General features: G+C 63.3%; 21 protein-coding genes. 7 read left to right on the top strand and 14 right to left on the bottom strand.

Going from position 1 to position 19,122, the window contains the following annotated elements; all coding sequences use genetic code 11:
• Positions 1-37 precede the first annotated feature (37 nt).
• Positions 38-787, top strand: coding sequence for a substrate-binding periplasmic protein (locus EL191_RS16665; RefSeq protein WP_041979866.1), 750 nt, complete (start codon positions 38-40; stop codon positions 785-787).
• Here the strand turns inward: EL191_RS16665 and EL191_RS16660 are convergent.
• Both EL191_RS16660 and EL191_RS16655 read right to left on the bottom strand, forming a co-directional pair.
• Positions 781-1,554, bottom strand: coding sequence for an SDR family NAD(P)-dependent oxidoreductase (locus EL191_RS16660; protein WP_041979867.1), 774 nt, complete (start codon positions 1,552-1,554; stop codon positions 781-783). The genes EL191_RS16665 and EL191_RS16660 overlap by 7 nt on opposite strands.
• Positions 1,551-2,327: an SDR family NAD(P)-dependent oxidoreductase gene (locus EL191_RS16655; protein ID WP_041979868.1), complete on the bottom strand. Its 777-nt coding sequence runs from the start codon at positions 2,325-2,327 to the stop codon at positions 1,551-1,553. The genes EL191_RS16660 and EL191_RS16655 overlap by 4 nt, the downstream gene beginning before the upstream one ends.
• A 92-nt stretch (positions 2,328-2,419) precedes the next feature.
• Between EL191_RS16655 and EL191_RS16650 the strand changes: the two genes are divergently transcribed.
• Positions 2,420-3,307 carry a LysR family transcriptional regulator gene (locus EL191_RS16650; RefSeq protein ID WP_041979869.1) on the top strand — a complete coding sequence of 296 codons (888 nt, stop codon included), beginning with the start codon at positions 2,420-2,422 and terminating at the stop codon, positions 3,305-3,307.
• A gap of 48 nt (positions 3,308-3,355) precedes the next feature.
• Here the strand turns inward: EL191_RS16650 and EL191_RS16645 are convergent, their stop codons facing one another.
• The gene (locus tag EL191_RS16645; protein ID WP_041979870.1) at positions 3,356-4,111 is read right to left on the bottom strand and encodes an SDR family oxidoreductase; all 756 of its coding nucleotides are present in this window, start codon (positions 4,109-4,111) and stop codon (positions 3,356-3,358) included.
• 139 nt (positions 4,112-4,250) lie between these two features.
• Between EL191_RS16645 and EL191_RS16640 the strand changes: the two genes are divergently transcribed.
• Positions 4,251-5,123 carry an AraC family transcriptional regulator gene (locus tag EL191_RS16640; protein WP_041979871.1) on the top strand — a complete coding sequence of 291 codons (873 nt, stop codon included), beginning with the start codon at positions 4,251-4,253 and terminating at the stop codon, positions 5,121-5,123.
• A gap of 18 nt (positions 5,124-5,141) precedes the next feature.
• Here EL191_RS16640 and EL191_RS16635 read toward each other — a convergent pair whose 3' ends face one another.
• Entirely contained in the window at positions 5,142-5,822 is a 681-nt protein-coding gene (locus EL191_RS16635) for a phytanoyl-CoA dioxygenase family protein (protein ID WP_174447365.1), read from the bottom strand.
• Between the two features lie 179 nt (positions 5,823-6,001).
• Here EL191_RS16635 and EL191_RS16630 point away from each other — a divergent pair, with 179 nt between their 5' ends.
• A complete protein-coding gene (locus EL191_RS16630) occupies positions 6,002-6,487 on the top strand; it encodes a hypothetical protein (protein ID WP_041979872.1) in 486 nt (161 codons plus the stop codon).
• Between the two features lie 13 nt (positions 6,488-6,500).
• On the opposite strand, the gene EL191_RS16625 is transcribed toward EL191_RS16630, so the two are convergent.
• The 9 genes from EL191_RS16625 to EL191_RS16585 form a co-directional block, all read right to left on the bottom strand.
• Positions 6,501-6,980 (bottom strand): VOC family protein, encoded by a 480-nt coding sequence (locus EL191_RS16625; RefSeq protein WP_041979873.1) that lies wholly within the window; start codon positions 6,978-6,980, stop codon positions 6,501-6,503.
• A gap of 255 nt (positions 6,981-7,235) precedes the next feature.
• Positions 7,236-8,033 carry a PA3715 family protein gene (locus EL191_RS16620; RefSeq protein ID WP_041979874.1) on the bottom strand — a complete coding sequence of 266 codons (798 nt, stop codon included), beginning with the start codon at positions 8,031-8,033 and terminating at the stop codon, positions 7,236-7,238.
• Positions 8,034-8,131: 98 nt separating this feature from the next.
• The gene (locus tag EL191_RS16615) at positions 8,132-8,497 is read right to left on the bottom strand and encodes an antibiotic biosynthesis monooxygenase family protein (protein ID WP_017362646.1); all 366 of its coding nucleotides are present in this window, start codon (positions 8,495-8,497) and stop codon (positions 8,132-8,134) included.
• A gap of 28 nt (positions 8,498-8,525) precedes the next feature.
• Positions 8,526-9,509 (bottom strand): zinc-dependent alcohol dehydrogenase family protein, encoded by a 984-nt coding sequence (locus EL191_RS16610; protein ID WP_041979875.1) that lies wholly within the window; start codon positions 9,507-9,509, stop codon positions 8,526-8,528.
• A gap of 154 nt (positions 9,510-9,663) precedes the next feature.
• The gene (locus EL191_RS16605) at positions 9,664-9,966 is read right to left on the bottom strand and encodes an ArsR/SmtB family transcription factor (RefSeq protein WP_041979876.1); all 303 of its coding nucleotides are present in this window, start codon (positions 9,964-9,966) and stop codon (positions 9,664-9,666) included.
• Positions 9,967-10,125: 159 nt separating this feature from the next.
• Positions 10,126-10,890, bottom strand: coding sequence for a phosphonate ABC transporter, permease protein PhnE (gene phnE, locus EL191_RS16600; protein ID WP_013716587.1), 765 nt, complete (start codon positions 10,888-10,890; stop codon positions 10,126-10,128).
• On the bottom strand, positions 10,887-11,714 hold the full coding sequence (locus EL191_RS16595; RefSeq protein WP_041769543.1) for a PhnE/PtxC family ABC transporter permease: 828 nt from the start codon (positions 11,712-11,714) through the stop codon (positions 10,887-10,889). Before EL191_RS16595 ends, phnE begins: the two co-directional genes overlap by 4 nt.
• Positions 11,708-12,508, bottom strand: coding sequence for a phosphonate ABC transporter ATP-binding protein (locus EL191_RS16590; protein ID WP_041979877.1), 801 nt, complete (start codon positions 12,506-12,508; stop codon positions 11,708-11,710). Before EL191_RS16590 ends, EL191_RS16595 begins: the two co-directional genes overlap by 7 nt.
• A complete protein-coding gene (locus EL191_RS16585) occupies positions 12,505-13,356 on the bottom strand; it encodes a putative selenate ABC transporter substrate-binding protein (protein ID WP_041979878.1) in 852 nt (283 codons plus the stop codon). The genes EL191_RS16590 and EL191_RS16585 overlap by 4 nt, the downstream gene beginning before the upstream one ends.
• A gap of 128 nt (positions 13,357-13,484) precedes the next feature.
• On the opposite strand from EL191_RS16585, the gene EL191_RS16580 reads away from it, so the two are divergent.
• Together EL191_RS16580 and EL191_RS16575 are read left to right on the top strand one after the other, a co-directional pair.
• Positions 13,485-14,375 (top strand): NAD(P)-dependent oxidoreductase, encoded by an 891-nt coding sequence (locus EL191_RS16580; RefSeq protein ID WP_041979879.1) that lies wholly within the window; start codon positions 13,485-13,487, stop codon positions 14,373-14,375.
• A complete protein-coding gene (locus EL191_RS16575; protein WP_017362641.1) occupies positions 14,372-15,151 on the top strand; it encodes a hydroxypyruvate isomerase family protein in 780 nt (259 codons plus the stop codon). The genes EL191_RS16580 and EL191_RS16575 overlap by 4 nt, the downstream gene beginning before the upstream one ends.
• A 102-nt stretch (positions 15,152-15,253) precedes the next feature.
• On the opposite strand, the gene EL191_RS16570 is transcribed toward EL191_RS16575, so the two are convergent.
• Positions 15,254-17,434, bottom strand: a complete 2,181-nt coding sequence (locus EL191_RS16570) for a putative bifunctional diguanylate cyclase/phosphodiesterase (RefSeq protein WP_041979880.1) — start codon at positions 17,432-17,434, stop codon at positions 15,254-15,256.
• 327 nt (positions 17,435-17,761) lie between these two features.
• Between EL191_RS16570 and EL191_RS16565 the strand changes: the two genes are divergently transcribed.
• The gene (locus EL191_RS16565) at positions 17,762-19,090 is read left to right on the top strand and encodes a spinster family MFS transporter (RefSeq protein ID WP_041979881.1); all 1,329 of its coding nucleotides are present in this window, start codon (positions 17,762-17,764) and stop codon (positions 19,088-19,090) included.
• The last annotated feature ends 32 nt before the right edge of the window (positions 19,091-19,122 follow it).

Raw genomic sequence — 19,122 nt, 5'->3', positions numbered from 1 at the left:
TCTCGCTGTAACCACTCCCTCACTTCCAGGCTATTTCGTGACGCATTTGCCACTTGCAGCCGCTGTGTTCGTTCTGCTGCTCGGTAACTTTGCCAGTGCCGAGCCCTATCAGCTCGTCACCGAGGAGTGGGCACCGTACAACTATACGGACAACGGCCAGCTCACCGGTATGTCGACGGAGGTCGTGCGGGCCATCATGGTGCTCACCGGGGATGACTTCGAGATCGACCTGTTGCCGACCATGCGCGCTACCTATGCGCTGCAGAACCGTCCCAGAACCATCATGTATTCGATGTTTCGTACGCCCGAGCGTGAGCCGCTTTACAAGTGGGTCGGGCCGATCGTGGAAGAGTCCATCCATCCTTATCAGTTGGCCAGCACGGCCACGCCGATCACCTCCCTTGAGCAACTGATGCACGCGCCGCAGATCACCACGCGTCACGCCGGCCTGGTACCGAGAATGCTCGAATCGCTGGGGTTCGGGAATCTCGACAAGAGTGCAGCCGAGAGCCATCAGCTCTATCGCATGCTCCTGGCCGGGCGCACCGTACTGATCGTCGGCGATACCGACGCCGGTGTGGCCTATTACAGCCGCCAACTGGGCATCGCCCCCGGCACCCTCAGGCGGGTGCCCATCGAGCTGTACCGCTCCTCGCTGTACATCGCCTTCAGCCGTGACAGCGATGATGCGCTGGTCGCGGCCTGGGCTGCTGCCCTGGCCACGTTGCGCCGCTCGGGGGAGCTGACACGTATCCAGCGCCGCTATGAACGGCAGGACGATCAGTGACCGGCTGACACGCCCTGATCGATGGCCATGTCGGCGCCAGTGATCGAGCGGGCGCCGGGCTGGCAGAGGAAGAACGCCAGCTCCGCCACTTCCTGCGGCTGGATGAAGCGCGCCTGATCGCCCTGCGGATATTTCCCCAGCAACTCCCGATAGTAAGCCTGCGGGTCGCCGTTGCCGTAATGCTCGGCCTGGAACTTGAGCATCGGTGTTTCGATGTCGCCGGGCGAAACAGCGTTGCAACGCACGCCGTAGGGCGCCAGATCCAGCGCCAGGGCCTTGGTGAAAATGCTCAGGCCGCCCTTGCTGGCGCAATAGGCGGCTGCGTTCGGGTTGCCCTGGCGCCCGGCGTCGCTGGAAATATTGACGATGGCACCCCGTGTCTGGCGCAGGTGAGCAATGGCCGCCGCGCACATGAAGAAGCTGGCCTTGAGGTTGACGTCCAATACCAGGTCGAAATCCTCCTCGCTGAAGGCTTCCACCGGCCCTTCGCGCCATACCCCTGCTGCGTTGATCAATGCATCCAGTCTGCCAGCTGCTTCTATTGCGGCTGCCACCACCGCGTTGCAATGGGCGGGCTTGCGGATATCCGTCGCCAGGCTGCCGACCAGCGCATGGCGCTGGCCCAGCTCAGCCAGACCGTCAGCGTTGGCGTCGGTGGCGAACACCTGCCAATCACTTGCGAGGAAGCGCGCCACCAGCGCACTGCCCACGCCGCCAGCGGCGCCGGTGATCAGTACCACGGGGCGGGTTTTGGGTTCGGTAGTCATGGGGCCTTGTCCTCGATCAGGCAGTTGCCGCCATCGACCACCAGCACTTCGCCGGTGATGTAGCTGGCTTCCGGGGAGGCGAGGAAGGCCACGGCTGATGCCACTTCCTCGGGGCGGCCGGCGCGGCCGATCGGCACGTAGGCTGCGGCGCGCTGTTCATGTGGCGTGCTCGAGCCCGTGGCGATCCAGCCTGGCGCCACTGAGTTGACCGTGATGCCCTGGCGGGCCACTTCCAGCGCCAGGCCCATGTTCAATCCCACCATGCCGGCCTTGGCTGCGCTATAGGCCGCTTCGCCTGGGTGGCCGGCCTTGGTGCCGGTGGTAGAGCTGATATGGATGATGCGCCCGTAGCCGCGCGCCTGCATGCCCGGCAACACGGCGCGGGTGAGCAGGAAGGCGGTGGTCAGGTTACGTGCGATCGTCAGGTTCCAGGTCTCCAGGCTCATGCTGGATACCTCTTCGAACGTCTCGGGGCTGCCCTGCATGGTCATGCCGGCATTGTTCACCAGAATGTCGACGTGCCCCCACAGCCCTTCGGCCCAGGCGGCGAATGCCAGCACCCCGGCTTCGTCGGTGAGGTCGACGGCCCGGCCCTCGGCCTCGAAGCCTTCGGCGCGCAGTTCTGCGACGCGTTCGGCGATGCGCGCACTGCTGGCGGTGACGATCAGCTTCGCGCCAGCCGCGCCCAGGCGCCGGGCGATGGCCATGCCGATGCCGTGTTCGCTGCCGGCACCGCTGACCAGTGCAACCTGGTCTTTCCAGTCCTGTTTCATGCAAGGCTCCCATCGGGTTGTCGATGGCTGGAAGTTAGAAGGAGTAAGCTGATAAAAAAAGACGATAGTCATCAGGGAAATTGACAACGACCATGGCATTCAACAGCGAAACCCTGCGCGTCTTCCTCGCGGTGCTGGACGGCGGTTCCTTCTCTTCCGCTGCACGTCAGCTCGGGCGCGTGCCTTCCGCTGTGAGCATGGCCATTGCCCAGCTCGAAGCGGAGCTGGATCTGGAGCTGTTCGATCGCAGCACGCGCAAGGCCCTGCCGACCCAGGCTGCGTTGGCACTGGAGCCTCAGGCACGTCAGGCCGCGCGGCAACTCAACCGGCTCGACGCTCAGACCCTGCAAATGCACCAGGGCCTGGAACGGCGGCTGGTAATCGCCATGGCGCCGGAGTTGCAGAGCGGCCTGTGGAGTCAGCCCCTGATCGACCTGGCGAACGAATTTCCTCTGCTGCAGGTCGAGGTGCGCTCGGCCTCGCAGGCGGAGGCGGTGCGTCTGATGCATGAAGGCAGCGTCCACCTGGCACTGGTGTTCGAGCGCCCCGGCATCGATGAGCGGGAACACTTTCTCGAAGCCGGCAGCCAGCTACTGACGGCAGTCGCGGCGCCGGGCTACCTCAGGCAGATGGCCGAGCAGGGGATGGTCGAGGCGCGGCAGATCATAGTCGCGGCCGGTTCTGCGTCGGCGACCGAGCCACAGATGATTTTGTCCCATCACCTGTGGCTCACCGACAGCGACCTGGCCACGCTCAACCTGGTGCAGGCCGGGCTCGGCTGGGCCTACCTGCCGCATCCGTTGGTCGCCGCCCTGATCGACTCGGGCAACTTGCAGACCGTGGCCTTCGACAACATGGCCAGCCAACTGAGGCTGTGGGTGGATATCGTCTGGAGCAGCAGCCGGCCACTTGGGCTGGGCGCTCGACGCTACCTGGAACTGATACGTCAGCGCATGGCGGAGCAGCCGGCGCGCGGCTAGGGTATGTGGACATCACTGCGACCGGGTTATCCGGTCGCAGTGGGGGGATCAGATCGCCTGACCGCCGGATACCTCGATGCGCTGGGCGTTGATCCAGCGATTCTGCTCGCCGAGCAGGTTGGCGATCATCGGGCCGATATCGTCCGGCACACCGACCCGCCCCAGCGCCGTCATCTCCGCGAACACCTTGTTCAGATCCGGCATGTCGCGTACGGCGCCACCGAGGAAATCCGTTTCGATGGCACCGGGCGCCACCGTGTTGACTGCTATACCCCGGCTGCCCAGCTCCTTGGCCATGTACAGGCTCAGCACTTCCACTGCGCCCTTGACCGCCGAGTAGGCCGAGAAACCGGGATAGGACACGCGGGTCAGCCCGGACGAGATATTGACGATACGACCACCGTCGGCCATCAGCGGCAACAACGCCTGGGTCAGGAAGAACACTCCTTTGAAGTGCACGTTCACCAGGGCATCGAACTGTGCTTCAGTGGTGTTGGTAATCGACGCCATATCGCCATGGCCGGCGTTGTTGATCAGGTGGTCGAAGCTGTCGCGATGCCAGGTCTCGTTCAGCGCCTGGCGCAGGCGTTGTACGAAGGCTGAAAAGGTGCTGACGTCGCCAGCGTCGAGTTGCAGGGCGACCGCCTTGCGTCCCAGAGCCTGGATTTCGGCAACCACGGCCTGTGCGGTGTCGGCCTGGCTGTGATAGGTGACGACGACGTCGATTCCCTGACGCGCGATGTTCAGCGCAGTATTGTGGCCGAGGCCACGGCTGGAGCCGGTTACGATGGCGATCTTGGTCATGGTAAAAATCCTCTGATGGGTGAACGGGATTTCATTGTGTGGCTCGTGGTGCGACCCCGTCCTTACCGAAACCTCAACGCTTTTTGCCTATTTCTCCAAAGGGGGATGACATGCCCGGGATCAGCTTCAGGAGCCCTCAATGAGCGCAGCCTTGCTGGAAGTCGTCCGCGATTATCTGGATAAAAGTGAGAACTTCGGAGGGCTTGCCCAAGCCCCCATTCCCGGCTTGACCATCATTCGCACGTCAGAACCCAGTGGGCTGGATTACGCCATTACCCGGCCCTTGGCCTGCCTGGTCTTGCAGGGCTGCAAGCGCGTCATGATGGGCACCCGAACCTTCAACTTCAGCGCCGGTGATTCGCTGTTGATCACCGCTGACGTACCGACGGTGAGCCAGATCATTGAGGCGAGCCACGAGGCTCCGTATATCTCGCTGGTGATCGACCTCGACCCTGCACTGCTCACCGAATTGATGGAGGAAATGAAGGCGGTGCCGAGTGCGGAGGTGGAGCCCATCCGCATCGAACCGACCGATAGCGAAGTCGCCGAAGCGGCGCTACGTCTGATGCGACTGCTCGAGCGCCCAGCTTCGGCGGCAGTGCTGCATGCTTCGCGTGTGCGCGAACTGCATTACTGGTTGCTGGCTGGTCGACATGGCTCGGCAATCAGTCGCCTGGGCTGGCCGGACGGCCATGCACAGCGTATCGCCCGGGCGGTGAAGGTGCTGCGTACCGAATTCACCCGGCTTCTGCCGGTGGAGCATCTGGCGTCCGTGGCGGGTATGAGCCCGTCATCTTTTCATCACCACTTTCGCAACCAGACATCATTGACGCCGCTGCAATTTCAGAAACAGCTGCGTCTGATCGAAGCACGACGCCTGATGACAGGGGAGGGCGCCAGCGCCAGCAGTGCAGCGTTCGCGGTGGGTTACGAAAGCGTGTCTCAGTTCAGCCGCGAATACCGCCGGCTGTTCGGCCTGCCGCCGGCAAGGGATGTCAGTACCGTCTGCTGAAACGGGCAACCGCCTTGCTCACGCTGGGCTCAATGAGAAATTCGCAGGTTCGAAGCGTTCGCTCGCGTCCATGCGAATCCCTCGCAGGCTGCGCGTTTCCAGATAGGACGCATACAGTGGCTCGGCGAAGTAGCTGATCAGGATCGAGCGGCGACGTGTGCCGAGCCGGTTCAGGCTGCCGGCGTGTATTAGGTCCACATCGAACACCAGGATGTCGCCGGCCGCACCCGCAAGTTGCACTGAGCGGGACTCGTCGTTGAAGTCGAATGGCGGCTCGTCGGCATACGGACGGTGGCTGCCCGGGACGATACGCGTAGCGCCGTTGTCCGGGCCATAGTCGTCGAAGAAGACCATGGCATTGGCGATATCACCTGGGCGCTGTATCGAGAGATCGCGGTGCAGTTGCTGATGACCGCCTCCAGCCAGTGGCTCGCGACCTTCCACCTGGGCCAGGAAGAAGCGTTCGCCGATCAGCTCGCCGATCACTGCCAGCAGTTGCGGCAGGCGACATACGGCCTGAATCATGGCGTGGTCATCCAGCCGCGAGTGATGCCAGTCAGCGCCGCGCGGTACCGGCCACTGATGCGAGGGTGTAATGCGCGCGTCGAACAGGGTGCGCAACTCATCCAGCCACTCGGCAGGAACCGCCTGGCGCAGCAATGCATAGCCATCGCGGTGCAGTTGTTCGCGGTCAGTCATGGTCAGGTTCCCGTCATCCATGTGGCTCGAAGAAAACAGCTGAAGGCCAAAGAGGCAAGCCTGTTCTCAAGGCGTGACTCTCCGTCTGCAAAATCAGCCGCAGGCTATCGAAGACTGAATACAATGGCGCCTGAACTTTCCGCGCCATGGATATGGCTGTACCAAACGAGGACCGCCCCATGGCATCCGCAGACAAACAGAAGAAGCGCGCCCAGCGGGCCAAGAGCAAAGCCAGGCAGAACCGCATGGGCAAGGCCAGGCCGCAAGCCAATGTCGTCCATCCGATTCTGACCAATCCCTTTATCAACGAACCGTTCGATGATGTCGAGATCGACCTCGCCACTTTTGACTTCAAGGACATCGAGGAGAACGGTTTCGACCCCGCGCATTTCGATGACCTGTTCCAGGCGATGAAGGCCGGTGAAGCTATCAGCCTGCTCGCCATGTGCCTGGTATTCCTGCAGTACCCCGTGCTGGAACTGGTAGTCGCGGAAGAGTCGCAGGAGGCCGCCACCGATTTCATGATGGGCCTGTTGATCGTCTATCGAGCCATATTCCATGAAGAGGACGAAGACGCCGCAGTGGCCTGGATCGGCAGCGACGCCTTCCAGAGCGCCTACAACGAAGCCTCGTTGATCCTGCAGAAGAAGAACGCCCGCGCCTGATTCATCTCGGCAGTCAGCCCTTCAGCGCAGCCTCGATAACGGCGATCTCGATCTTGCTCATGGTCATCATCGCCTCGAAGGCACGCTTGGCTGCCGCGCGGTCAGGGTTGGCGATGGCGGCGCTGAGGATGCGCGGCGTGATCTGCCATGAGATGCCCCACCTGTCCTTGCACCAGCCGCATTCACTGGCCTGTCCGCCGTTGTCGATGATCGCGTGCCATAAGCGATCCGTCTCGGCCTGATCGTCGGTCGCAACCTGAAACGAGAACGCCTCGTTGTGCTGGAACGCCGGGCCGCCATTGAGGCCGAGGCAGGGGATTCCCATGACGGTGAACTCTACCGTCACCACATCACCCTGCTGTCCCGATGGGTAGTCACCAGGGGCGTGATGCACCGCCAGCACCGCGCTGTCAGGGAAGGTTGCGGCATAGAAGGTCGCAGCTTCCAGCGCGTCGCGGTCGTACCAGAGGCAGATGGTGTTCTTGCTGGTCATGCTGAGTCCCCTCGGTGGTGTGGATGGATTCAGCAGTCTAGACGGGCAATGGCAAGGCAGCCGTGTAAGCGATACGTCGCGCTGCAAGGTGAGAGCCAATAACGGGCGAAGGCGCTAAGAATGGCCTGACCGATGAAGGCACCTACCATACGTTCTACGTACGTGTGCAAACCACGTTCTGATTCTGCACCGGTATTCAAAGACTCCCGCTAAGCCTGGGGGGAGCCTTGCGTACCGCTCAGGAGTACGACGGCGTTACGGCTGCGCGTCTCTCGTCCAGAAGGTCGGATACTGTTTGAAGGGGTACTGTTTGCCGTCGTAGCGGACAGTCGTGTTCACCGTGCGCAGGGTGTTTCCGCCGCGCGCGTCGCGAACGCGTGCGCTCACCAGTAGATCGGCATAACCATGGGATTGCGTGGAGGCGATGGCGAGTGTCAGGTCGGCCTGTTCCGATTGGAAATCGCTGTCCATCACGCAGGATGTGCCTTTCACCGTCGACCAGGAACTCAGGTAGGTGGAGAGCACGGGGCGTAACTGGGGGCCGTCCGGCGCCATCAGCGTCAGCAGGTCATTGAAACCGGCATCCGGGCAGCTTGCGCCGCGCGCCACGCTGCTAACCACCACACCGAAGGCGCGAACCCCTGGCGCCAGGTGATAACGGGCCGTATCCAGCCAGAGGCTGTTGGCATCGATTTCCAGTTCGGCATCTTCGCCAAGGTAAGCGTCATAGCGCTCGCGCAACTGCCCGGTTCGCTTCTCCACCTTCGCCGTCAGCCAATGCAGGTTGCGCTCGCCGGCTGGCGTTGTATCCGCTGCACTGCGGTAGGCCAGGGTCACCACCGACAGGTTCGGGGCATCCGGCCAGGGCTTGCAGGCAGCAGCTACCAATGGACCATCGCCTCTATTATCGGGAACGGCCCAATCCTGCTGCCCCAGCTGCTTGGCGAGTGCCTCCAGCATTGCGCCGTCACAGGGTTGCTGCTGGCGAGCCTCGGCGTAGAGGGGGAGCAGGCAAAGGGCCAATAGGGGAGCGAAGCGCTGAAAACGGTCCATCTCGGGTATTTCTCCTTTGGGCGGATGCGCGTGCCGATGATTCGTCGCGACAAGCGAAGGTCATCGGGCACGCGACGTCCAGGCACAATCACAGCAGGTTATCGACGAAGCTCCTGAGGTGGTGACTCTAGCATGTCGAAGAAACCGTGCTGACTCGCCGGCTCACTTGCAGCAAAGGCTGCTCCTTCGATGTGGTAAACCTGCGGTTCGTCTGAAAAGTAATCTTCCAGCGCCATCATGAATTGCCGGTGGTCTTCACTCGCCTCGAAGCCCGGCGTGTGATCCTCAAGGGTTTGCCAACGGACTATCAGGTTGAACCGTTCTGGCGTTTCGATACCTTGCGCCAGCATATGACCACGGTACCCCTTGGCGCGGCGGAGCAATGGGGCGACGTCGGCGAATGCCTGCCTGAACGGTTCAATGCGTTCCTGATGCACGGGTAGCAGGGCGATTTCATAGATCATGTGTGATTCCTCGGGTTGAGTTGGTTGGTCAGGCACTGGCGAGATGAGTCTGTGGCTCGACGGCAATCGCGATCTTTCCTCGCAGGCCGTTGTTGGGGCTCTCCAGCAGCGCATGGGCGCGAGAAATATCCGCAAGCGAATAGACGGCGCCGACGTGTGGCCGCAGTTGGCCACGCTCGACCAGTGCACTCAGCTCATCGAGCTTGCCGCGGTTCTGGCGGGTGAAGACGAAGTGGTAGCTCGCGTTCTTGCCCCAGGCCTGGATGAGGTTCTGCGGCTTGGCGATGTCCACGATCGAGACCACGCGACCCAGTTGCGCGAGGGCGTCGGGGCTACGTGACAAGGTGTCGCCGCCGATGGTGTCGAATATCACGTCGACGCCGTGGCCATCGGTTTCCCGCAGGATGGCGTCGACGTAGTCCTCCTGCTCGTAGTCGATGGCGACGTCGGCGCCCAGGCTCCGCGCGAACTCGAAGTTCGCTTCGCGCACGGTGGTGAACACTCGGGCGCCCATTGCTTTTGCCAGTTGGATCGCCACATGGCCGACGCCTCCGGCACCGCCATGTATCAGGATGCTCTCGCCCACCTTGAGCTCGGCACGTACCACCAGCGCTTCCCAGGCCGTGCCGCCCACCAGGGTCAGGGTGGCCGCTTCGAGGTGGCTCAGTGAGGCAGGTTTCTTGCCGATGATGCTTTCCGCTGCAATGTGATACTCGGCGTAGCTGCCGGGGCCGTCGAAGATCTGCGGGGTGTACCAGACCTCGTCGCCCGGCACGAAGCTGGTCACACCCGGACCGACCGCTTCGACCACGCCGGATACGTCATGCCCGGTGATGGCGGGAAGGGGGACGTAGTCGACATAGTCGCCGCGACGCACCTGGTAATCCAGCGGGTTGATGGAGGTGGCGTGAACGCGGACCAGCACCTGCCCTGCCTGTGGCACCGGCTTGGGTACCTCGCGAAGCTCGAATGATTCCGGGCCGCCAAATGAGTCCAGTACTTGCGCTTTCATGTCGTGTTCCTCGTTTCGCTAAAAAGGGATATCGGTATTTTTCGATATATTGTGGTGGAAAAACTCGCAGCTCTTTCCCTATGCGCCTGACTCGCCGCAAACCTGTTGATCGAAAAGAAATATCGGGATTTTTCGATATAAAAAGTTAAAGCGATTACAGCTCTTTCCCTATCCGCTCGGCCAGGGCACTGATGGTTTCTTCATTGCGCTTGTAGTACGTCCACTGCCCGATACGCCTGACTTTGACCAGACCCGCTCGGTGCAGAGTGGCTAGGTAGTCGGACACCGTCGATTGCGACAACCCGACGCCTTCCTGGATGCTACTGACGCAGACCCCCACCTCGTGAACGTCTCCTTCATCCTGTGGAGGGAAGTTCTTCGCGGGATCCTTCAGCCCCTTGAGAATTTCAAGGCGCGTACGGTTCGAGAGGGCTTTGAAGATTTCGATCAGTTCCATGGCGCGATAATATCGGTATTTACCGATATGTCAATGCGCTAAATCCTCAGCATGTCTGGGCCAAGCCCGCTAAGCAGTTGCGACCGAATTTGCGTGTTGCGAGCGGGAGCGAAGGCGAGCTCGCGACTGCCGAGCCTGGTCGCTCAGCGCACAGCGGGTTCAGCCACTCACCCAACGCTGTCGCGCCCAACCACTCAAGGCGTCGACTGCCAGCACCAGCAGCAACATGGCCAGGATCACCGTAGCGGCCTGGGCTTCCTGGAACAGACTGAGGCTCATGTAGAGCATCTGTCCCAGTCCGCCGGCACCGACGAAGCCGAGCACGCTGGCCATGCGGATGTTGTTTTCCCAGCGATACAGCGTGTACGCCACCAGTTGTGGCCATACGCCGGGCAAGGTGCCGTAGCAGAAGGCAACCAGGCGGCCGCCGCCGCTTTCGCGGATGGCCTCGGCCGGCTCGCGCGGGGTGTTCTCCAGGGCCTCGGCGAACAGGCGACCGAGCACGCCAGCGGTGTGCAGGGCCAGTGCCAGGGTACCGGCATTGGGGCCCAGCCCGGCGGCCAGAACCATCAGTGCAGCCCAGACGAGTTCCGGGATGGCGCGCAGGGCGTTGAGCAGCAGGCGGGTGGCATGCAGGGCGAGTCCGCCGAAACGCCCGGCGGCCGGTAGCGCCAGGGCCAGGCCGAGCAGCGCGGCAAGCAGCGTGCCGATGGCGGACATGGCCAGGGTTTCCAGGGCGCCGCGGCCGATGGCGTGCAGGTGCGTGGCAGAGAAATCCGGCTGCAGGAAACCGCTGGCGTACTTGCCCATCTGCGCCAGGCTATCGCCGGCGACCAGCGCACCGAGGTCGATGCCCAGATAGAGGAACGAGGCGATCACCGCGGCGATAAGGGCGGCGAACAAAATCAGGTTGCCGGCTCTCATGTCAGCCTCGCACGCAGCAGGCGGCTGAGCTGATCGGCGAGCAGCACCAGCAGCAGGAAGGTGAGCAACATGCTCGCCACTTCGCCGCCAGCGAACATGCGCAGCGACAGGTCGATCTGCTGCCCCAGCCCGCCGGCACCGACGAAGCCCATCACCACCGAAGCGCGGATGGCGCATTCCCAGCGGTACACGGTGTAGGACAGCATCTCCCCGGCCGAGTTGGGCAACACACCGTAGGCGAAGGCTGCCAGGCGGCTGCTGCCGGCCTCCAGTAGCGCACGAGTAGGGCGGGCATCCACCGACTCGAAGATTTCTGCGTAAACCTTGCCGAGCATGCCGGCGTAGGTGATGGCGATGGCCAGCACGCCGGCAGTGGGGCCGAGGCCGACGGCGCGCACGAACAGCAGCGCCCAGACGATCTCCGGCACGCTGCGCAGGAAAATCAGCAAGCCGCGTACCGGCCAGCGTGCCAGTTGCGCCCACCAGGCCGGGCGGCCGCCACGATGAACAGCCGACAACGACAGTGCGCGTGTCGCCAGGAGCGCAGCGGGGAGGGCGATCAGCAGGGCCAGGCTCATGCCGGCGGTGGCGATGGCCAAGGTTTCCAGAGTGGCGCGGCCGAGCAGTGCGAGGAACTCGCCGTCATGTGCAGGCGGCCAGAAACCGGCGAGGAAGTTTCCCATGGCGCGGGTGTTGTCGCCATCCACCAGTACCGCCAAATCCAGCTCGCTGAGGTTGACACCTGGCCACAACAGCAACAACGCCAGCACGGTTATGAGCAGTCGCGGTAAGGCGGCGGGATCGCGTGGTGCGCGCTTCAGCATCGCGGGATATGCACCGGTTGCGGCTGCGCGGGTGAACCGGGCGTGGCCTGCAATTGCTCGTTGGCATACAGCGCATCCAGTTGCGCCGGCTGCACCGCACCGGCTGGCAGATCGAAGGCGATGCGTCCGTCGCGTATGCCGATGACGCGGGGAAAATGCGCCAGGGCCAGGTCGACGGCATGCAGGCTGGCGACCAGGGTCATACCGCGTTCGGCGGCCTCGCGGTTGAGTACGGCCAGGGTATGGCCGGCCAGTACCGGGTCCATGGCGGAAACAGGCTCGTCGGCGAGGATCAGCTCCGGCGCCTGGTACAACACGCGGGCAATGCCAACGCGTTGCAACTGGCCGCCGGAGAGCTGGTCGCAGCGTTGGTAGAGTTTGTCGGCGATATCCAGGCGGGCCAGAGCAGCCTGCGCGCCAGTGGCATCCAGCGGATGCAGCAGGTTGATCAGGCCCTTGACCACAGGCCACTGGCCGAGCTTGCCAGCCAGTACGGCGGTGACGACGCGCTGGCGCGGCGGCAGCGGCGGCGCCTGGTGAACCAGGCCGATGCGTGCACGCAGGCGCTGGCGCTTACCAGCAGGCAGGCGCCAGGGGTTGTGCTGCAGCAGGTCGATCTCGCCACGTGAGGGTTGCAGGCTGGTGGCCAACAGGCGCAGCAAGGTGGTCTTGCCGGCGCCTGAGGGGCCGATGATGGCCACCCGCTCGCCGGGAGCAAGGGTCAGATCGATACCCTCGAGCGCGACCTTGCCGTTGGCGTGGGCCAGGCTCACGCCACGCAGGGCGACGCTCACTTCAACAGGCCGGCGGCGCGAGCGGCTTCCTCGATCCCTTCGTAGTTCTCAGGCTTGGTGTCGATGAAGCGGCTCGCGGCCTGCAGGTCGAGAATCGCCTTCTGCTCGGGCTTGGCCGGGTCGAGGGCGAGGAAGGCAGCCTTGATCTTCGCCTGCAGATCGGCGTCGAGGTTGCCGCGTACGGTCCAGTTGTAGTCGTAGTAGGTGGGGGTGGTGGCGATCACCTTGACCTTGTCGGTGTCGACCTTCTTGGCATCGACCAGCTTCTGCCACACCGAGGCATTGAGCACGCCGCCATCGGCCTTGCCGGCCTGCACCCAGGCGACAGTCGCATCGTGTGCGCCGGAATAGGCCACGCGGCTGAAGAACTCTTCCGGTTTGATGCCGTCCTGCAGCATGAAGTAGCGCGGCATCAGGCTGCCGGAGGTGGAAGACACCGAGCCGAAGGCGAAGGTCTTGCCCTTGAGGTCCTGCAGCGATTTCACCGCCGGATCGGAGGTGATGAACTTGCTGGTGAATTCGGCATCCTGTTCGCGCTGTACCAGCGGTACGGCATTGCCGGTCTTCAGGCGTGCCTGGACGAAGGTGAAGCCGCCCAGCCAGGCCATGTCTATGCGGTCGGCGGCCAGGGCCTCGACCACGGCGGCGTAGTCGGCCACCGGCACGAACTCAACCTTCATGCCCAGCTCCTGCTCCAGGTACGCGCCCAGCGGCTTGAACTTGCGCAGCAGCTCGGTGGGGGCTTCGTCGGGGATGGCCGAGACCTTGAGGACATCGGCGGCTTGCGCGAATACGGCGGATACGGACAGAGCGATGCCAGCGGCGAGAGCCAGGGTGTTCTTGAACATGTCGGATTCTCCGGTTCAATAGCGGGGAAGGCGCGCGAAGTATAGTGGCCGTACGCCGTGCTTGCAGCACGACGCATTGACTCCGGGGTTAATATGCACGCTGGATACGAACTGCCTGGAGTTGATCGATGACTGCAACGCTACCCGCCCTGGCCTTCGCCGGGATTGGTCTGATGGGCCTGCCGATGACCCGCCGCCTGCTCGCTGCAGGCTACCCGCTGACGCTCTGGAATCGCACTCCGGACAAGTGCACTGCACTGCTGGAGCAGGGCGCGCATCGCGTGGAAACCCCCGCCGAGCTGTGTCGCGATGCCAATGTGGTGATGCTTTGCCTGGCCAATACCGAGGTGGTGCGCGAGGTGGTGTTCGGCCCGGGCGGGATCATCGAAGGCGCGCGTCCGGGGCAGTTGTTGGTGGACTTCTCCAGCCTGGAACCGGCTGCCACACGTGAGATGGCGGCGGAGCTGGAGGCACGCACCGGTATGCGCTGGGTTGATGCACCGGTTTCCGGCGGTACGCCGGGTGCCGAAGCCGGCACGCTGGCGATCATGGCCGGCGGCCGAGCAGAGGATGTGGAGCGTGTGCGCCCGGTGCTCGCGCACCTGGGGCAGCGTCTGACGCGCATGGGCGAAGTGGGTGCCGGGCAGGTGACCAAGGTGTGCAACCAGATGATCGTCGCCTGCAACGCGTTGGTGATTGCCGAAGTGGTGGCGCTGGCCGAGCGCGCCGGTGTCAATGCCAGCCTGATCGCCCCCGCGCTTGCCGGCGGTTTCGCCGACTCCAAGCCGCTGCAGATCCTGGCGCCGCAAATGGCCGCTAGCCAGTTCGAGCCGATCAAGTGGCACGTGCGCACCTTGCTCAAGGATCTCGACACGGCGGTGAAACTGTCGCGCGAGCAAGGCAGCGCCACCCCCATGAGCGGCCTGGCTGCCCAGCTGATGCGCCTGCACGGCAGCCAGGGCAATCTGGAGCGTGACCCCGCCACGCTGGTGGAACTGCTGCGGGAGCAGCGTCCATGAAGATCGCCGCCAATCTGTCCATGCTGTTCACCGAGCTGCCGCTGCGCGAGCGCGTGCTGGCGGCGATGCGCGCGGGGTTCGAGGGTGTGGAAATCCAGTTCCCTTACGAGTTGCCGTCCATCGCCCTGAAGGAAGTGCTGGAGCTCAGCGGCCTGCCGCTGGTGCTGATCAACGTGCCGGCTGGCGACCTGATGAGTGGCGGCCCTGGCCTGGCCGCCGTGCCGGGGCGTCAGGCCGAGTTCGATGCCGCTTTGCAGGAGGCGCTGACCTATGCCGCCATGGTGCGCCCGGCCTGCGTCAACGTTCTGCCAGGGCGCCTGGCCGAAGGTGTCAGCCGGGAGCAAGCGCTGGACTGCCTGGTTGCCAACCTGCGCAAGAGTGCCGAGGCATTCGCCGCACTCGGCATCCGCGTGCTGGTCGAGGCGATCAACCCCATCGATATGCCGGGTTTTCTGATCAACACGCCGGAGCATCTCGATGAGCTGTTGCGTGCGGTCGATCATCCCAATCTGGCGGCGCAATACGACCTCTACCATATGGCGCGCCAGGGGCTGGACGTGGCTGCCGGCATCCGCCTGCTGGCGGGGCGCATTGGTCATGTGCAGTTCGCCGACGTGCCGGGGCGTGGCGCGCCAGGTACGGGCGAGTTGGCGTTCCCGGCGCTGCTCGGTGCTTTACGTGACAGCGGTTACAGCGGCTGGCTGGGGGCTGAATACAAGCCCGGCGAGGCGGGCACGCAGGCGAGTCTGGGCTGGTTGCAGGCGTTCAGGGCTTGAGTGGGAGACGTGCCTGAGTCGCGGCTGAAGCCCTCCCACAGGGGCTGCACAGCTGCTTGTAGGAGGCGCTTCAGCGGCGAGCCTTTGCTCTGGGGCGAAGGCTCAAAACCTTGCCGCCACCCGTTCCAGCGGCCGGAAGTGTGGCGGAAAGAGGGTCACGATTTCCTCCAGCGGCACTGGTTTGCTGAACAGGTAACCCTGCACCTGATCGCAACCGCGCTCCTGCAGGAACGCCAGCTGCGCAGTGGTCTCCACGCCTTCGGCGACGACTTTCAGATGCAGGGCATGAGCCATGGCGATGATGGCATGGACGATCTCGCGGTCCTGACTGGAGTTGGCCACATCCTGTATGAAGGAGCGGTCCACCTTCAGCGTATCCAGTGGCAAGCGACGCAGATAGGCGAGGGATGAATAACCGGTGCCGAAATCGTCGATGGACAGGCTCACCCCCAGCGCGCGGATGTTTTCCAGCAGGCCGATCGCGCGGTTGATGTTGCTCAGCAGCGCGCTTTCGGTTACCTCCAGCTCCAGGCAATGAGCGGGGCAGCGGGTCGCGTTCAGCAGTTGTTCGATGCGGCCCGGCAACTGGTCATTGGCGAGGTTGAGCGCCGAGCAATTGACCGCGATCTTCAACCCCGGATACCCCATCTGTTCCAGGCTGTTGAGATCGAGACAGGCACGGCGCAGCACCCAGTTGTCGAGCTGGTCGATGAAGCCGTTGGCCTCGGCGATGGCAATGAAGCGTTCCGGTGTGAGCAGACCGTGCTGTGGATGATTCCAGCGCACCAGGGCCTCCAGCTTGCTCAGGGCACCGCTGCGCAGGTCGATGATCGGCTGGTAGTAGAGAACCAGGCCGTTGTCCTGCAGCAGGGTTTGGCGCAGATCTTCTTCCAGTTGCAGCTCGAACGAGGCTTTCTGCTTCAGGTACGGATTGAAGAAATGCACCACGTTGCGCCCGCTGCCTTTGGACTGATAGAGCGCCAGGTCGGCATGCTTGAGCAACTCATCGGCGCTGCTGCCGTCCTGCGGGAACAGGCTGATGCCGACGCTGGTGGTCATCACGATCTTGCGGCCGGCCAGGCTGATCGGCTCCTTCATCTGTTCGAGCATGCGCGCAGCCAGCCCGCGCGGGTCAGCGTTGCTGTCGAGGCTGGCGACCACGCAGAACTCGTCGCCGCCAAAGCGCGCGATGATGTCGCGTTCACGCAGTGCCGCGCGAATGCGCTGCGCGACGACACGCAGTAGCTCGTCACCGGCATCGTGGCCAAGGCTGTCATTGATGCGCTTGAAGTGGTCGATATCGAGAAACATCACCGCCAGGGTGCGCCCGGTCACCGCGTGTTCTTCCAGCGTGGCGGCGAAAACCCGATTGAATCCACGGCGGTTAAGCAACTCGGTCAGTGGGTCGAAATGCGCCACCTGTTCCAGCGAGGCCTTGGCCTGGTCGAGCTGTACCAGCAGGGTATTGACCCGTTGGAGGTCGCGCTCCTTGTCATCGAGCTTTCTACCGATCCAGGCCGCTGCCAGGCTCAGGCTGAGGATGAGCAGGGTGATGGAGGCGACGATCAGTACCAGCTGTACACTGTTGTCGGCGCTGCGCAGTTGCAGCGGCGTGCCTTCCGGCACCACCAGATTGAGTGCAGCCATGCCGGTGTAGTGCATGGAGGCGATCGCGGCGCCCATCACCAGCGCCGCGGAAACCATCATCCAGCGTTGGCGCTTCTGCGAGCCATGGCGTACGTAGCGGTTGAGCAACAGCGCGGCGAAGCTGGCGCTGATGGCAATGGCGATGGACAGGGTAAACAGGCCGCTGTGGTAGTAAGCCTGTGCCGGGGAGCGGATCGCGGCCATGCCGCTGTAGTGCATGGCGCTGATGCCCAGGCCGATGATCACGGCCGCCAGCAACTGGCGGCTCAGGCCGGGACGCGGCATGGCCATGTAGTAGAGAGCCAGGAGGGCAGCAGCCAGCGCCACCAGCAGCGACAGAATGGTGATGGCGAGGTCGTAGCGAATGGCGACGGGGGCTTGGAACGCCAGCATGCCGATGAAATGCATGGACCAGATCGCACCCGCCAGACACAGCCCGCCAAGCAGCCCCCAGACCAGACGCATGCTGCGTCTTTGCACCTGATCCAGGTGGCGGGCGATGGTCAGCGTGCTCAGGCTGCCGACGCTGGCGATGACGTACGAGAGGGCCACGAGCCAGGGATCGTGTTGGCAATCGAGCAGGAGTCGTCCCTGTTCGGGCAGGTCGACAAGAAAGCGGATCGAGAGTCCTTCCATAGTCATCCCCCCGCCGTGCGGCGGTGTGAGCGCCTGATCAGGAAAGAACAGGCGTGCTCCTTACTACCTAGCGAGTCAGTGGGGCATTGGCCAGAAAATGACCAACTTCATTGGTTTAGCACGGAAAGAAGCACTTTGCCTTATTCCTTCAGGATATGAGGCAGATTGGTATCTGCCGTCATTGCCCTGCATAAACCAAGCGAATGGTCGCAGACATGTTTGGGCAAAGGCTCTAGATTGCGCTTCAACCAACGTTCGACCAGTGCTGCCAAGGTAGGCGCCACTGCAGTAGGCCGGATGTGGACAACAGTAAAGGGAGACCTTGTCGTGCAGCCCAATCAGCAAGCCGCGAATGCCTGGCGCATTCTTTTCCTGCTCTTTCTGGCCAACCTGTTCAACTTCTTCGATCGCACCATCCCCGCCATCATCATCGAGCCGATTCGCCTTGAATGGAGCCTGAGCGATCTGCAGCTCGGCCTGATCGGTACGGCCTTCACCATCGTCTACGCATTGGCCGGCATCCCGCTCGGGCGCATGGCCGACACCGGCGCGCGACGCAAGATCATGGGTTGGGGCCTGGCAGCCTGGAGCGGCCTGACGGCGCTCAATGGCCTGGCCTGGAATTTCTGGAGCTTCCTGCTGATTCGCATGGGCGTCGGTATCGGCGAGGCCAGTTACGCACCGGCGGCGAACTCGCTGATCGGCGATCTGTTCCCTGCGCACAAACGCTCGCGGGCGATGGGCATCTTCATGCTCGGTCTGCCGCTGGGGTTGCTGCTGGCATTCTTCACCATAGGCGCCATGGTTCAGGCATTCGGCAGTTGGCGCGCGCCGTTTCTGATCGCGGCCGTGCCGGGGCTGGTTCTGGCGCTGTTCCTCTTTTTCATCCGCGAGCCGGCTCGGGGCGCTGCAGAGACCATGCAGGTCAGCAGCGAGCCGGTGGCCAGGCCGCTACGCAAGGTGTTGGCGATTCGGACCTTCTGGTGGCTGGTATTGGCGGGGCTGGCATTCAACTTTGCTTCTTACGCCTGCAACTCCTTCATGGTGCCGATGCTGCAGCGTTACTTCGGCTTGGGATTGCAGAATGCGGCGATGGCTACCGGGGTGATCGTCGGGCTTACCGGCCTGGTCGGCCTGACCCTGGGCGGCTGGATCGCCGACAAGGTGCACCAGCGCTGGGGCAATGGCCGGCTGCTGTTTGCTGCGTTCAGCATGCTGGTAGCCTGTGCCTGCACCGGCTGGGCGCTGGGTGCGGGACGGATCGATACGGCGCTGTTCATCACCGTGTTCAGCCTGGGCTGGCTGTTCTCATACAACTTCTATACCTGCGTCTACACGGCGATCCAGGATGTGATCGAGCCACGTCTGCGGGCTACCGCCATGGCGCTGTTCTTCGCCGGTTTGTATCTGCTGGGTGGGGGGCTCGGCCCGCTTGCGGTGGGTTGGCTGTCGGATCATTACGCGCAGGCTGCGATGCATGCCGCCGGCGCCAGTGAAATGACCGAGGCGTTCAAGGCCACCGGTTTGCATGACGCCATGCTGCTGATCCCCGTGGCGCTGCTGCTCACATTGCTTGCCCTATTGCAGGCGGCGCGTTGCTTCCAGAGCGATGCTTTGCGTATGCGTGAGGATTTGGCCGCGGCTGCGGTGGCCTGATGGCGGGGAGTGCGAACGGCGCCCCTGGGGAG

Origin of the sequence: Pseudomonas mendocina (assembly GCF_900636545.1) — a bacterium.
Lineage (GTDB): Bacteria > Pseudomonadota > Gammaproteobacteria > Pseudomonadales > Pseudomonadaceae > Aquipseudomonas > Aquipseudomonas mendocina.
The sequence above is the reverse complement of the archived record's forward strand: the minus strand, read 5'-3'. Positions and strand labels throughout refer to the sequence as shown.

Bases quoted from the DNA above. Each gene is read 5' to 3' on its own strand.
- EL191_RS16660 (WP_041979867.1), bottom strand. From the start codon at position 1,554: ATGACTACCGAACCCAAAACCCGCCCCGTGGTACTGATCACCGGCGCC.
- EL191_RS16655 (WP_041979868.1), bottom strand. From the start codon at position 2,327: ATGAAACAGGACTGGAAAGACCAGGTTGCACTGGTCAGCGGTGCCGGC.
- EL191_RS16650 (WP_041979869.1), top strand. From the start codon at position 2,420: ATGGCATTCAACAGCGAAACCCTGCGCGTCTTCCTCGCGGTGCTGGAC.
- EL191_RS16645 (WP_041979870.1), bottom strand. From the start codon at position 4,111: ATGACCAAGATCGCCATCGTAACCGGCTCCAGCCGTGGCCTCGGCCAC.
- EL191_RS16640 (WP_041979871.1), top strand. From the start codon at position 4,251: ATGAGCGCAGCCTTGCTGGAAGTCGTCCGCGATTATCTGGATAAAAGT.
- EL191_RS16635 (WP_174447365.1), bottom strand. From the start codon at position 5,822: ATGACTGACCGCGAACAACTGCACCGCGATGGCTATGCATTGCTGCGC.
- EL191_RS16630 (WP_041979872.1), top strand. From the start codon at position 6,002: ATGGCATCCGCAGACAAACAGAAGAAGCGCGCCCAGCGGGCCAAGAGC.
- EL191_RS16625 (WP_041979873.1), bottom strand. From the start codon at position 6,980: ATGACCAGCAAGAACACCATCTGCCTCTGGTACGACCGCGACGCGCTG.
- EL191_RS16620 (WP_041979874.1), bottom strand. From the start codon at position 8,033: ATGGACCGTTTTCAGCGCTTCGCTCCCCTATTGGCCCTTTGCCTGCTC.
- EL191_RS16615 (WP_017362646.1), bottom strand. From the start codon at position 8,497: ATGATCTATGAAATCGCCCTGCTACCCGTGCATCAGGAACGCATTGAA.
- EL191_RS16610 (WP_041979875.1), bottom strand. From the start codon at position 9,509: ATGAAAGCGCAAGTACTGGACTCATTTGGCGGCCCGGAATCATTCGAG.
- EL191_RS16605 (WP_041979876.1), bottom strand. From the start codon at position 9,966: ATGGAACTGATCGAAATCTTCAAAGCCCTCTCGAACCGTACGCGCCTT.
- phnE (WP_013716587.1), bottom strand. From the start codon at position 10,890: ATGAGAGCCGGCAACCTGATTTTGTTCGCCGCCCTTATCGCCGCGGTG.
- EL191_RS16595 (WP_041769543.1), bottom strand. From the start codon at position 11,714: ATGCTGAAGCGCGCACCACGCGATCCCGCCGCCTTACCGCGACTGCTC.
- EL191_RS16585 (WP_041979878.1), bottom strand. From the start codon at position 13,356: ATGTTCAAGAACACCCTGGCTCTCGCCGCTGGCATCGCTCTGTCCGTA.
- EL191_RS16580 (WP_041979879.1), top strand. From the start codon at position 13,485: ATGACTGCAACGCTACCCGCCCTGGCCTTCGCCGGGATTGGTCTGATG.
- EL191_RS16575 (WP_017362641.1), top strand. From the start codon at position 14,372: ATGAAGATCGCCGCCAATCTGTCCATGCTGTTCACCGAGCTGCCGCTG.
- EL191_RS16570 (WP_041979880.1), bottom strand. From the start codon at position 17,434: ATGGAAGGACTCTCGATCCGCTTTCTTGTCGACCTGCCCGAACAGGGA.